Annotated in this window: 12 protein-coding genes; 4 read left to right on the top strand and 8 right to left on the bottom strand. The window is 68.3% G+C overall.

The window, feature by feature from the left end:
* The 4 genes from ACSGC5_RS14590 to purE all read right to left on the bottom strand — a co-directional run.
* Positions 1-1,656 (bottom strand): LGFP repeat-containing protein (locus ACSGC5_RS14590; RefSeq protein ID WP_434971308.1); only part of this gene is annotated, 1,656 nt, incomplete at its 3' end.
* 52 nt (positions 1,657-1,708) lie between these two features.
* Positions 1,709-2,791: a glycosyltransferase gene (locus tag ACSGC5_RS14595; RefSeq protein ID WP_434971309.1), complete on the bottom strand. Its 1,083-nt coding sequence runs from the start codon at positions 2,789-2,791 to the stop codon at positions 1,709-1,711.
* A 42-nt stretch (positions 2,792-2,833) separates the two neighbouring features.
* Positions 2,834-4,303: an LCP family protein gene (locus ACSGC5_RS14600; protein ID WP_434971310.1), complete on the bottom strand. Its 1,470-nt coding sequence runs from the start codon at positions 4,301-4,303 to the stop codon at positions 2,834-2,836.
* Complete coding sequence (gene purE / locus ACSGC5_RS14605) at positions 4,300-4,767, bottom strand: 5-(carboxyamino)imidazole ribonucleotide mutase (protein ID WP_434971319.1); 468 nt, start codon at positions 4,765-4,767, stop codon at positions 4,300-4,302. The genes ACSGC5_RS14600 and purE overlap by 4 nt, the downstream gene beginning before the upstream one ends.
* Before the next feature lie 110 nt (positions 4,768-4,877).
* Between purE and ACSGC5_RS14610 the strand changes: the two genes are divergently transcribed.
* The gene (locus tag ACSGC5_RS14610; protein WP_434971311.1) at positions 4,878-5,726 is read left to right on the top strand and encodes a nitroreductase family protein; all 849 of its coding nucleotides are present in this window, start codon (positions 4,878-4,880) and stop codon (positions 5,724-5,726) included.
* Between the two features lie 33 nt (positions 5,727-5,759).
* Here the strand turns inward: ACSGC5_RS14610 and ACSGC5_RS14615 are convergent, their stop codons facing one another.
* The 3 genes from ACSGC5_RS14615 to ACSGC5_RS14625 all read right to left on the bottom strand — a co-directional run bounded on the left by ACSGC5_RS14615 (position 5,760) and on the right by ACSGC5_RS14625 (position 8,367).
* Entirely contained in the window at positions 5,760-6,920 is a 1,161-nt protein-coding gene (locus ACSGC5_RS14615) for a 5-(carboxyamino)imidazole ribonucleotide synthase (protein WP_434971312.1), read from the bottom strand.
* Between the two features lie 76 nt (positions 6,921-6,996).
* Complete coding sequence (locus ACSGC5_RS14620) at positions 6,997-7,572, bottom strand: PH domain-containing protein (RefSeq protein ID WP_434971313.1); 576 nt, start codon at positions 7,570-7,572, stop codon at positions 6,997-6,999.
* An 18-nt stretch (positions 7,573-7,590) separates the two neighbouring features.
* Positions 7,591-8,367: a biotin--[acetyl-CoA-carboxylase] ligase gene (locus ACSGC5_RS14625; RefSeq protein WP_434971314.1), complete on the bottom strand. Its 777-nt coding sequence runs from the start codon at positions 8,365-8,367 to the stop codon at positions 7,591-7,593.
* Positions 8,368-8,608: 241 nt separating this feature from the next.
* On the opposite strand from ACSGC5_RS14625, the gene ACSGC5_RS14630 reads away from it, so the two are divergent.
* The 3 genes from ACSGC5_RS14630 to ACSGC5_RS14640 all read left to right on the top strand — a co-directional run bounded on the left by ACSGC5_RS14630 (position 8,609) and on the right by ACSGC5_RS14640 (position 11,455).
* Entirely contained in the window at positions 8,609-9,442 is an 834-nt protein-coding gene (locus ACSGC5_RS14630; protein WP_434971315.1) for an endonuclease domain-containing protein, read from the top strand.
* 178 nt (positions 9,443-9,620) lie between these two features.
* Positions 9,621-11,210 (top strand): acyl-CoA carboxylase subunit beta, encoded by a 1,590-nt coding sequence (locus ACSGC5_RS14635; protein ID WP_434971316.1) that lies wholly within the window; start codon positions 9,621-9,623, stop codon positions 11,208-11,210.
* Positions 11,211-11,215: 5 nt separating this feature from the next.
* Positions 11,216-11,455 carry an acyl-CoA carboxylase subunit epsilon gene (locus ACSGC5_RS14640; protein WP_434971317.1) on the top strand — a complete coding sequence of 80 codons (240 nt, stop codon included), beginning with the start codon at positions 11,216-11,218 and terminating at the stop codon, positions 11,453-11,455.
* Positions 11,456-11,795: 340 nt separating this feature from the next.
* Here the strand turns inward: ACSGC5_RS14640 and ACSGC5_RS14645 are convergent.
* A partial coding sequence (locus tag ACSGC5_RS14645; protein ID WP_434971318.1) for a hypothetical protein occupies positions 11,796-12,590 on the bottom strand: 795 nt, incomplete at its 5' end.

Here is a 12,590-nt window from a genome sequence, read left to right on the forward strand (position 1 = left end):
GAACGCCTGATAACACCCTCCCTGCGCAAGCCCACACACACGCTGCGACACCGGATATCCCAGCAGACCCCACTCCGCGTGCTGAGACGAGTACTCAGCGGCATTGTCTCTACCGACAGCAATGCTGGCCGCGGAGGGCGTACGGTAAATCAGTCCACCTTCAAAGGCCTGGTAGCATCCGCCCCTTGCGAGTCCGCAGACAAGATCCCCCGTAGGGTAGCCAATGGTCCCCCACTCGTAGTCTGGGCCCCAGCCCGCTCGTACTTCCGCGCCCACAGCAAATGAGTAGCCGGCTGGCGTATGGAACACAAGTCCGCCCTCGAACGGCTGGTAACAACCACCGCGGGCGAGGCCACAGACCTGACTGCCCACGGGGTATCCAAACGTCCCCCACTCCGAACTAACCCTCGTGAACGCGGCGTGAGTTTCCAAGGTCAGTAGATGGGCACCCGCCTTCGACGAATAGACAACGCCACCCTCGAACACTTGGTAGCAGCCACCGCGGGTGAGTCCGCAGACCGTGTTCCCCGTTGGGTAGCCCGCGCTCCCGCCTTCGAATGACGGCGCCCAGCCAGGACGAATGACTGAGGCCACGTCGAACACTCCGCCCGCCGGAGTAACGTAGATCGCACCGCCCTCGAACGCCTGATAACAACCGCCTCGAACCAAACCGCAATCGAGACCAGTAACGGGGCTCCCTAGATAACCATCCTCGCCACCCAGCTGTTCATAGCGTCCCCTGACGACAGCCGCCACCGAGTCCTGCGTCGACCCGAACCAGTCGGTGAAATAGTTGAAGAAATTTCGGTTGCCGTACGACGAGCACGAGTCACCAGTGCCATAGCCCGCAGCGATAGCCGCAGCATTTGGCTGATAGGGCGTGTAGTAATAGAGGTTCGCCGTCGCCTGGTTTTCGATATAGACCGGCCCGCGTCCACATCCACTGTTGGGGTGGTAGAGAATATTCCAGATCTTACCCGGCGCGTACCACGTGAAGTAGTTGCTGGTGCCCGGCGGGTTGGCGTAACGCTTCAGCTGCCATGCGCCGCCGTAGACCTGATTGAACAGCCCGTAGTATCGCGCGTCGCACGCGGCTGTATCGGGACAGCCCTGCCCCATGGCTGCCTGGTAGGCCCATGAGCTGGGAGCTGTAGACGTGATAAGGCCCTGCTCTTTTTGCAGCATGACCAGAATGACCTGTGGGTTGATGCCACAGGCCTGCGCGACCTTGTAGATCACTCGCGAGGCACGTTCGGATCCGCCGCCGGAGTATGCACCGCACATGGCGTCGGCGGCGATCGACCGTGTCTGGACGTAGTAGTCTTTAAGGCACGTGTAGCCAGACCGGCACGAGGAGACCTTCGACTCAAGAAAAGATTGGATCTGCGCTTCGGTCATTGTCGCGGAGTTGAAGAAGACCGCATCGCTGATGATGTTTCCCGCCTTGAATTGACTGAGGTCGGCAGCCTTGACGATCGAAGCATCGACGGTCGACGCAGCTGTCTCCGACGCCGATACGTCAACCGCGAGGGCGCTCGAGGCGGGAACGAAGCTAACGAGGCCCCCTGCGACGAGGAGCCCGGAGGCGATAATCGCCCACGCGGCGAACGCGAGCCCCCGAAGTCGCCGTGGGGTTCGGCCTAGATATCGCGCCATGTTACTAGTGTGACGCAAGTACGCTCTCGTGACGAGGAGCGCCGAGCGGGATCTACAAGTCGGCATGCAACTGCCACACCCGCTCGCCGGCTTCTCGCCACGAGAAGGCCCGTCCGCGATCGGCAGCGAGCGTGGCCGCGCGGCGGCGCTCGGCATCCGGCCCAAGAAGTGGCGCGACGGATGCCGCGAGGGCATCCGCTCCACCCTCGATGACCGGTCCCCCCTCACCGACGAGTTCGCGATGGACCGGTGACGCGGCGGCAATGACGGGAACCCCGAGCGCAAGCGCCTCCAGCACACGCCACCCGTAGGAGGGCAGTACGCCGGGAGCGACGAGAACGGATGCCGACGCGATCGCCGACGCGCGGTCTGCCGCATCCACGGCCGGGGCCAGCACGGCGGACCCGACGCCCTCCGCGTCTGGCGGCGCGTCGAGGACGACGACAGGAGCCTCCGGAACCTCCCGCCCGAGCGCGGCTATCAGCGCGCCCAGCTCCGCCGCCGTGACCCCCGCCCCGTCGACAACGACCGCGCCTTCGGGCACGCCCAGTGTCCGCCGACGTCCGACGGCATCCCGCGGCTCGGCGAATCCGTCCGGCGCGGCACCCGCGATCACCCGGATCCGGCCGCGCAGCTTCGTACGCTCTGCCAGCTCCTCCGCCATGGCGTGCAGCGGCACGACGACGGCATCCGCGTGCTTCTCCGCACGCTTGAGCATCGCGCGGTGCCACGCAACTGACGCCTTCGAGACGCGCTCCGGGTGGGTCCAGGGCGTGAGGTCCCAGATCGTGACCACGGTCTGCTCGTGGTTGTGGACGCGGTCGTGACGAACGAGGGGCGCGAACAGCGTCGGCGAGTGCAGCATCCCCGCCCCGAGGCCGCTGGGAAGGCCGAGGGAGACTGCGGTGGCGAGTTCCCGGCGCGGGATCGGCGAGGACTCGACCCCGGCAAGGCCCTCGAATGCCCGCACCTCGGCGAGCGCGTCGTCGCCGGCCGCAGGAACAACCCCAGAGACCTCGCATCCCCGTGGTGCGGCAGCGATCAGGGCGCGCGTGAGCTCCCGCGAGGCCATCGCGAGGTCGGGATCGGTGGGCGCGACCAGCTGATCGAGCACCACCCGCAATGTCGTCGTCACAGCATCGAGCCTGTCGTCGGGGAAACCGGGAACCTCACGCGCTTACGCACCGGGCGTGGGTGTGGGAGTCGGCGGATGCAGCGTCTGCTGCAGGTAGCTCTGAATGAACGCGACATCATCGGCCGAAAGCTCCTCGGGGATGACGCCGATGCCACCGACCGAACTCGGAGTCAACTCGATGGTCGTGACCGGCTGCTCCTTCGACTTCAGCGCGAGCTCGGCGAAGTAGGGCACCATCGACTGCGGGATGTCGGTCTGCACGATGGCCGTGCCGGCCGTCAGAACCTCGTTGAACCGGTTGAGGACGTTCATCGGCGTGAACTGCGCGAGGATCGCCTCCTGCAGTTGCCGCTGGCGCAGCATCCGGTCCCAGTCGCTCGTGGTGTAGCGGGAGCGCGCGTACCACTGGGCCGTGTCGCCGTCCATGTGCTGCAGACCGGGCTCGATCCACCCGATGGCCCACTCCTCGGCAGGTTGGCCTTCATAGGAGGGTCCGCCGCCCTTGGGGAGCCGCTCGCTGACCTCGATGTCAACGCCCCCAAGCGCATCGATGAGAGCGGCGAAGCCGTGCATGTCGATGAAGACGTAATACGGGATCTCGATCCCGAGAAGCCCTTCTGCGGCATCCTTTGTCGCTTCGATGCCGGGCTCCGAGCCGTTGGCGACGGCATCCGGATACAGCGCGGTGCCGTCGCGGCATACTTCGACCTCGGTCCGCAGCTGGTTGATGCCGCTCCCCCACCCGCAGACCGGGTCGGCATGGCCGGTGTGGCCGTTGGGGTACAGGTCCTGCATAGGACCGGGAGCGAAGGGGACATTGACCATGTCGCGCGGGATGCCGGTGATGGTCACGGCGCCGCTGTCGGCGTTGATGGAGACGACCGAGATGCTGTCGTAGCGCATCGAGTCGCGACCCTCGCCACTGTCGGCGCCCAGCAAGAGGATGTTGTAGTAGCCGTCCGAGGGCGGCACCGAGGGCCCGGATTCGGCGAAGATCGCACCGAACGAGTCCCGCAGTCCGCCAAGCCGATCGGATGCCCAGACCACGCCGCTGCCGGCGAGGACGAGAGCGGCGATACCGACGAGCGCGACGGCGAACCGCGCGAGAGGGCCGGTACGGACGAGCCGCACGAGCCGGAGGGTGTCGATCGTGAGGATGACCCACAGCAGCAGGTAGGCGAAAAGCAACCCTTGCACCACGAGCAGCACGAACCAGTTGGTGGCGATCGCGAAGAAGGCCTGCTGCCACAGCAGCAGGGTGATGACCGAGACCGCGACGAGCGCCCACGCGAACAACGTGGCGCCGAGCCCGAAACGGCCGAGGCGCCGATTGCCCGCGAGGACCTGCGCTGACCCAGGGATCAGGAAGTTGAGGATGAGCAGCCACCACGCTCGCCGCGTCATCATCGGCCGGGATGCGGTGTTCGGGTAGCGCAGCGGGCGATTCTCGATGACCGGACGCCGGGTCGACGGCCGTGCACCAGTCGGTCGGGGCGGACTCGCGACGCTCACAGCGCCTCCTTGAGCCGCCGGTTCTTCTCGGCGACGACATCCTCGAGTTCTCGCGCGTACTGCTCGATCGCGTCGGCGTGATCTGGGTCGGCGATTCCCAGCATCCGGACTGCGAGGAGCCCCGCATTGCGGGCGCCGCCGATCGACACGGTCGCAACCGGGATGCCGGCGGGCATCTGGACGATGCTCAGCAGCGAATCCATGCCGTCGAGGGTCGCGAGCGGGACGGGCACCCCGATCACGGGAAGGGCGGTGACCGAGGCGAGCATGCCCGGGAGGTGGGCTGCGCCGCCGGCTCCGGCGATGATCACACGGATGCCGCGACCTCGCGCCTCGCGGCCGTACGCGACGAGCTTGTCGGGCGTGCGATGGGCCGAGACGACCTCGACCTCATGCGGCACACCGAAGTCGGTGAGCGCCTGGGATGCGTCGCTCATGACCCGCCAGTCCGAATCCGACCCCATGACGACACCGACGAGCGGGTTGGCGGAGCTGTGGAGCGGAGCGGTCACCGAACCAGGCTAGGGTGCATGGCTGGGGATTGCCCGGAACGGCACCCCCGAAAGGAGAATCCGTGACCGATCGCGCGCACCGGGCCGCTGCCCCCGACATCGATGCTCTCCTTCGCTCCCGCTACGGCGCCGCAGCTCCCGCACTGACCGACCCGCTGCTGCGAGGATCGGCCACCCTCGCCACACTGCTGCGCCACCGCACCGTACGACGCTTCACAGACCGGGTGGTGAGCGACGAGACGATCACCGCCCTGGTCACGGCGGCGCAGTCAGCGGCGAGCTCGTCGAACCTGCAGCTGTGGAGCGTCGTCGAGGTGCGGGATACCGGCACCCGGCGCGCCCTCGTGGACGAGGTGGGGGCGAGCACGTTCGTCGCCCAGGCCCCCGTCATCCTGCTGTTCGTCGCGGACTGGGCGCGAGCATCGGCGATCGCCGCGGCGCAGGGCGAGAGCGATGCGGCAGCCGACTACCTCGAGTCCACCCTCGTCGCCTTCGTCGACGCCGCCCTAGCGGCGCAGAACGCCGTCATCGCGGCCGAGGCGCTCGGACTCGGCACCTGTTACCTCGGATCCGTGCGCAACAACCCCCAGCGCGCGGCCGAACTGATCGGGCTGCCCCCTCGGGCAGCAGTGGCGTTCGGACTCGCGGTCGGCTACCCGGACCCCACCGACCCCGCGGGTATCAAGCCCCGACTCGCGCCGAGCGTCGTGCACTCGCGCGAGCGATACGAACCGGTGACGGCCGCGGATGTCGCCGCGTACGACGGTGAGCTCGCCGCGTATCACGCCAGCCAGGGGCGGCCGACAGGGTGGAGCCGGGCCGTCATCGGCCGCGTGCGGGATGCCGCAGGGCTCAATGGCCGCGATCGGATGCGGGCCTGGCTCACCGGCCGAGGTCTCCCCTCGAACTAGGCATCCGGCACCGACGAGTCGGCAGGGGACGCGTCAGTCGAGAAAATGCGCGGCCGCGGCACGCGCCTCGTACACGACCTCGTCGAGGTCGGTCCCGAACGCGTTCACGTGCCCGACCTTGCGTCCGGGCCGCGGCTGCTTGCCGTAGGTGTGAATGCGGGCCGACGGATGCTGCGCCATGGCCGCCGTGAAGCGATCGGACAGGCCGCCCTCGCTCGGTCCGCCGAGAATGTTGACCATCGCCGACCACGGTGCGACCGGCGACGTATCGCCCAGCGGCAGGTCGAGCACAGCGCGCAGATGCTGCTCGAACTGGCTCGTGACGGCGCCGTCCTGCGTCCAATGCCCACTGTTGTGCGGGCGCATCGCCAGTTCGTTGACGAGAATGCGATCATCCGCCGTCTCGAACATCTCGACCGCGAGCATCCCCGTGACGCCGAGCCCCTCCGCGATCCGCTCTCCGACCTCGGCTGCCGCCGCGACCAGCCGCGCGCCGGCGCCGGGGGCAGGGGCCAGGACCTCGGCGCAGACCCCGTCGCGCTGTACCGTCTCGACCACCGGGTACGCGCAGACCGCGCCCGACGGTGTCCGCGCGACCTGTTGGGCGAGCTCTCGCGTGAAGTCGACCAGTTCCTCCGCCAGGAGCGCGCCGCCACGCGCGTCCTCCGCGAGCGCCGTGAACCAGTCGGCGGCGCCGTCGGCTGTCGACACGACGCGCACGCCCTTGCCGTCGTACCCGCCGCGCGGGGTCTTCACGACGGCCCGGCCTCCGTGATCATCCAGGAACGCGCCGAGCTCGGCAGGCCCTGTCACGGCGGCCCAATCCGGCTGCGGCATCCCCATCTCCTGCAGCCGCGCGCGCATCATCAGCTTGTCCTGCGCGAACCGCAGCGCGTCCGGGCCGGGGCGCACGGCGATCCCCGCATCGACGAGGGCGTGCAGCACATCCTGGGGAACGTGCTCGTGGTCGAACGTGATGACATCGACCTCCCGTGCGAAGGCGAGCACGGTGTCGGCATCCCGGTAGTCGCCGACGGCAGTGGCCGCCAGCGCCGCCGCCATGCCTTCCTGCTCGGCAAGCACCCGGATCTCGACTCCGAGTTCGACGGCGGGAGCGATCATCATCCGCGCCAACTGTCCGCCGCCGATCACACCGACGCGATAGGTCATAACAGTCCTCTCGTTCCCGTCCATTCTGTCGCGAAGCCGCGGCAGATCCCACGCCGCCGCGTGCGCACGGTTCGCCGCGGCCTCGAACGGATGCCTCGTCTCACGCCTCAGGCGGCGTCTGTCCGTCCCGGTGAGCGAGGATCTGATTGACCTCGACCTGGTCGATGAGCACCTCGTGGATGAGGGCGACCTTGGGGACGCGTGCAATCCGCATCGGAGGGTCGACCCCGTTCGAGAGGATGAGCGTGCCGCTGCCGGCGAGGCGCTGGATCGGTCCGCGTCGCATCTGCACCGAGTACCCGCGCACGTGCGCCAGTTCGCGGCGACGGGTCACGAACAGTCCGCTGCGTTCGATGACCCGACGGGTCGTGATCGTGTAGACGTGCGCTCGCCAGGCAAGGAACGGCAAGAACACGAGCAGCAGGATGACCACGGCCGCGGCCGTGAGCAGCATCCAGTTCTCCAACGGTGCCGGCAGGTTGTCGAAGAAGTAGCCCGCGGCGGCCGCGACCGCGATCAGGACGAGCGCCGAGAGGAAGAGCACCGGCCGCCGACCCCGGATCTTCGCGATCAGCAGTTCGGGAGTGGAGACGCCCGGCGCGGGAGCCAGGGGCCGCCCGGCATAGTTCGGCTGCGGTGAGAACCCGGATGACCCGGTGCCCGGTTGCAGCGACATGCTCCTATTGTGCTGCCCTCAGCGGACGTGGATGACGTCCCCCGCCGCGACAGCGATCGATTCGCTTCCGCGTCGCACGACGAGCCCGCCGGACGGGTCGAGATCCACGGCGACACCGTCCAGGACGCGGTCGCCGGGCAGGAGTACGCGCACGTCGCGTCCCAGTGTGCTGCACTCGGCTCGCACGCGCTCGCGTGCATCCTCGGCGGCCGCGGCTCCCGGCGCGCCGAGAGCCGTCAGCATCCGATCGAGCGCGCCGAGGTAGCCAGCAAGCAGAGCATCCTCGTCGGGTTCGGCGCCTGCCAGGGCGAGGGAGGTCGCCGTGGGCACAGGGAGTTGCTCGGCAGTCATGCGTGTGTTCACCCCCGACCCGATGACCACCGCATCGGGATCGGCAGGGACGACCTCCGCGAGGATGCCGCACACTTTGGCACCGTCGATCAGCACGTCGTTCGGCCACTTCAGCGTCACGTCCGACCGCACCTGAGCGCGGATCGCCTCGGTCATGGCCACGCCTGCCAGCAGCGGCACCCAGCCCCGGCGCGACAGCGGGACGCTCGGGATGCGGACGAGCACCGAGATCGCCAGGGCAGCCCCCGGCGGAGCCGACCAGGTGCGATCGAGTCGGCCGCGGCCGGCCCGCTGGTCGTCGGTGATGAGCACCGAGAGGTGCGGGTAGTCACTCGGCTGCTCGGTCACCGCGGCGACCAGCTCGGCGTTGGTCGACTCGCAGTGCTCCCGAACATCCAGCCGTCGCGCGATGGCCGCGCCGCGCGGAAACTCGGCTCTCTGCATCCGATCACTGTAGACCGCGGGTCTGAGCGGCCCGAGCGTGCGGCGGGGCGAGGGGAATCGGCGCGCGCGAGGAGCATGAGAGTGGATCGACCCTCGTGTCGGCAGATTCTCCTTCTTTCGGCAACGATCCGGCTGCCCGTCGCGGCTGTGCCGTCTCCTCCCGAGGGGCTCCGCGCGCGTAGCTCTGCACCGGATGCCGCACGACGCGCCGCCGAGCCGGTGAACGCGTCATCGTCTCAGGATGCGCGTGCTTCGTCCTCATCTCGGTAGCCGTGGATTCGCTCACCGTCGCGATCTCACCGATGCGGGATGGACGAATGACGCGCTCCGCGCTGCAGTGCGTCGCGAGAGGCTCATGGTCGTGCGACGGCAGTGGATTCTCGACCCCGACGCACCCGCCGAGCTCGTCCTCGCAGCAACCCAGGGCGCTCGGGTGACCTGCGTCAGCGCCTCCGCCTTCCTCGGATTGTGGACACCCGAAGGCACGTCGCGGATTCATCTGTCGATTCCCGCCCACTCGAGCTCGCGGCACGAGGCCGTGCGGTGGCATCGCAGCACGGCCATCGTGCCGAGCGGACGCACGCTCGTCGAGCCGGTCGAGAACGTCCTCGATCACGTGGCCCGCTGCCTGCCCCATGAGCAGGCGCGTGCAGTGTGGGAGTCGGCCATCATCGCCGGGCACTCCACCCCCGCCCGATTGCGGGCGACGCGTTGGCGCTCACGCGCCGCGCAGCGGCTGTCCACGACCTTCTCCGCAGCATCCGGTTCGGGGATCGAGACCCTCGCCGTCACGCGACTGGCGCGGGCAGGCATTCACATCCAGCAACAGGTCTGGCTTCTCGGGCACGAGGTGGACGGGCTCATCGGCGACGGCCTCGTCGTGCAGTTCGACGGATTCGCCTTCCACAGCAGCGCCGCCGACCGCAGCCGCGACATCGCGCACGACCGCGCTCTCCAGCTCGCCGGCTACACGGTGCTGAGGTTCGACTACCGCGATGTGACCCGACGCTGGAGCGTCGTGGAGAACGCCATCCGCGCGGCGATGGCCCAGGGGCGGCATCGACGCGCTCCGTGAGCAGAGGAGTGTCTGCGCAGATGAGGATGATGCGCGCAGTGGAGCCCTCATCTGGGCCGAATCCCCTCAGCTCATCGAGGGAAACGGATGCCGAACGCCACGGATGCGACAGCGGATGCCCCGGCGCGTTGTCGCTGGTCTCCAAGGGCTCGGCGCGACGCGCGGATAGTGTGGAGGCGTGACCGACGACATCGACCTGTTCACGACGGCCGGCAAGATCGCCGATCTACGCGCGCGCTACCAGGAGGCGGTCATCTCCGCCGAGGAATCGGCCCGCGAGAAGCAGCACGCGAAGGGCAAGCTCACGGCGCGGGAGCGCATCGCTCTGCTCGTCGATCCGGGCAGCTTCGTCGAGTTGGACGAGTACGTCCGCCACCGCACGACGGCGTTCGGCATGGACAAGTCCCGCCCCTACGGCGACTCGGTCGTCACCGGAACCGGCACCATCCACGGCCGGACGGTGGCCGTCTACGCGCAGGATTTCTCCACCTTCGGCGGGTCTTTGGGCGAAGTGGCCGGCGAGAAGATCATCAAGGTGATGGAGCTCGCGCTGCGCTGCGGGATGCCGATCATCGGCATCCTGGACTCCGGCGGTGCCCGCATCCAGGAGGGCGTGGTCGCCCTCGGCAAGTACGGCGAGATCTTCCGCCTCAACACGCGGGCATCCGGGGTCATCCCGCAGATCTCGATCATCATGGGGCCGGCAGCCGGCGGCGCCGTGTACTCCCCCGCTCTCACCGACTTCGTGATCATGGTCGACAAGACGAGCCAGATGTTCGTGACCGGTCCCGATGTCATCAAGACCGTCACAGGCGAAGACGTCGGCATGGAGGAACTCGGCGGCGCCTACACGCACAACACCCGTTCGGGCGTGGCGCACTATCTCGCCGAGGACGAAGACGACGCGATCGACTACGTCCGCACGATGCTCGGGTTCCTCCCCGACAACAACCTCGCCGAGATCCCCGAGTACGAGACCGCGTTCGAGTGGGAGACCACGGATGCCGACCGCACGCTGAACGCGATCATTCCCGACTCCCCGAACCAGCCCTACGACATCCACCAGGTCATCGCGCACATCGTCGACGAGGGTGACTTCCTCGAGGTGCAGCCGCTGTTCGCGCCGAACATCGTGATCGGCTTCGGCCGCATCGAGGGGCGCACCGTGGGGATCATCGCGAACCAGCCGTCGCAGATGGCCGGGACGCTCAATATCGAGGCGGGCGAGAAGGCCAGCCGCTTCGTCCGGTTCTGCGACGCCTTCTCGGTGCCGATCGTGACGCTCGTGGACGTCCCCGGTTACCTGCCCGGCACGGACCAGGAGTGGACGGGTGTCATCCGACGCGGCGCGAAGCTCCTGTACGCGTATGCCGAGGCCACCGTGCCGCTCGTAACCGTCATCCTGCGCAAGGCGTACGGCGGTGCCTACATCGTCATGGGCTCCAAGCAGCTCGGCGCCGACGTCAACCTCGCCTGGCCGACAGCCGAGATCGCGGTGATGGGCGGACAGGGCGCGGTCAACATCCTGTACCGGGGTGAGCTCAAGAAGGCGAGTGAGACCGGCGAGGACGTGGCTGCGGTGCGCGCTCGCCTCGCCAACGAATACACCTACAACGTGGCCTCACCGTTCCTCGCCGCCGAGCGCGGTGAACTCGACGGCATCATCGAACCGGCGCAGACCCGCGTGTCGATCGCGAAAGCGCTGCGGTCGTTGCGCGGCAAGCGGGCAAGCCTGCCGCCCAAGAAGCACGGAAACATCCCCCTCTAAGCGCGATGACGATCAGAGAATCACGTGCCGACGAGCCCGACCGCACCGTGCCGATGAGCATCGTCCGCGGCGAGGCGACAGCAGAGGAGATCGCGGCTGTCGTTGCCGTCGTGTCGGAGCACTACGCCACTGAGCAGTCCGAAGCCGTCGCGGACGAGCCGCAGCGCTCGGCGTGGGCGCTGTCGCAACGGATGCTGCGGGAGCCGCTTCGACGTGAACTCGGCTGGAATCGCACCCCGTGCTGACCGCTTTCGAGCGTGTGGCCCAGTCGTCGACCGGACCAATTTTGTCCCCCAAAATACCTACAGACGAATCGTTGCGACTCGGCAAGACTGGTTATCGCTGGAACGCAGTAGCGTTCGGCTGAACCGCCGCCACCTCTTGTGTGGCGCGGCCCAGGTTCGGCCACGCGGCCGGTTTTCGGGTAACCGTCCGCACCGGCGAGGGGCGGACGATCTGTCCGCCCCTCGCCTCTCTTGTTGTGCACCTCCGTCGGCCGGGCCGCACAGATCACCAGGATGCGATCGCCTGCTGCGCAGCATGCACGGCGCATGGTGGCGCCCCGGCCCACGCACCGCCGACAGGTCACACCGGAACGTCTGGGTCCGAGGGAAATCGGGTGATCTCTGTCCAGAGGTCGACGGTGTCCTCGTCGCTGAGGCCGCGGCCGGCATCCGACCGGCCCACGACCGTGACGGCGACGCTTTCGTGCGGCGAGGTACGGATATAGAGCCGGTCCGAACGCGCCGAGCGCAATGCGGCCACCAGACGCGCCCGAATGCTGGCGAGGCTCTCCGCATCGACCCCGTCGAGGCCACCTTCGTCGAGTACCGTGACTGTCGCACCGCGACGGCGCGCCGCCTCGAGCTCCTGGCGAACGGCGTCGTCCAAGAGGCGGGCGCCGCGCAGCTCATCGCGCAGGCTTCCCTCGGCGAGCCGCGCTTCCACGCGCTCGTCCGGCGTCAGCGCACCGCCCTGCGCAATGGTGCGGGCAAGCACGGGGCCGGCCACCGAGAGCGCGCGTTGGATCTGTACCCGGCGCTCGCGCTGGCGCACCGTGTGGGCCGCCTGCCACGCGGATGCGGCGCGCTGCAGCTCCACGAGCTTGGCAGTGTCTGCGGCCGCGCGGTCGGTCAGCATCACCAGCAGCTGAGCGAGTCCCACCCAGAGGACTGAGCCCACGAGCCCCCTCTCGAGGGCGTCGACGATACCGAGCCAGAACCACGAGATCACCGTGAGCAGGCCGATGCCGATCCACGCGAAGATCGGCCGACGGCGCACCATCACGATGACCATGAGCGCGCCGATCCCGCCGAGATACCAGACGACATACGGTTCATCGATCGCGTCCCGCGGAACGGCCAACGAGAGGGCGTTGGG

The sequence above is a fragment of the Microbacterium sp. bgisy207 genome (genome assembly GCF_965345035.1).
Classification (GTDB): Bacteria; Actinomycetota; Actinomycetes; order Actinomycetales; family Microbacteriaceae; genus Microbacterium.

Excerpts from the sequence above, each read along its gene's own strand:
- purE (WP_434971319.1), bottom strand. The coding sequence starts at position 4,767 with ATGGGGTCGGATTCGGACTGGCGGGTCATGAGCGACGCATCCCAGGCG.
- ACSGC5_RS14615 (WP_434971312.1), bottom strand. The coding sequence starts at position 6,920 with ATGGACGGGAACGAGAGGACTGTTATGACCTATCGCGTCGGTGTGATC.
- ACSGC5_RS14620 (WP_434971313.1), bottom strand. The coding sequence starts at position 7,572 with ATGTCGCTGCAACCGGGCACCGGGTCATCCGGGTTCTCACCGCAGCCG.
- ACSGC5_RS14625 (WP_434971314.1), bottom strand. The coding sequence starts at position 8,367 with ATGCAGAGAGCCGAGTTTCCGCGCGGCGCGGCCATCGCGCGACGGCTG.
- ACSGC5_RS14630 (WP_434971315.1), top strand. The coding sequence starts at position 8,609 with ATGCGCGTGCTTCGTCCTCATCTCGGTAGCCGTGGATTCGCTCACCGT.
- ACSGC5_RS14640 (WP_434971317.1), top strand. The coding sequence starts at position 11,216 with ATGACGATCAGAGAATCACGTGCCGACGAGCCCGACCGCACCGTGCCG.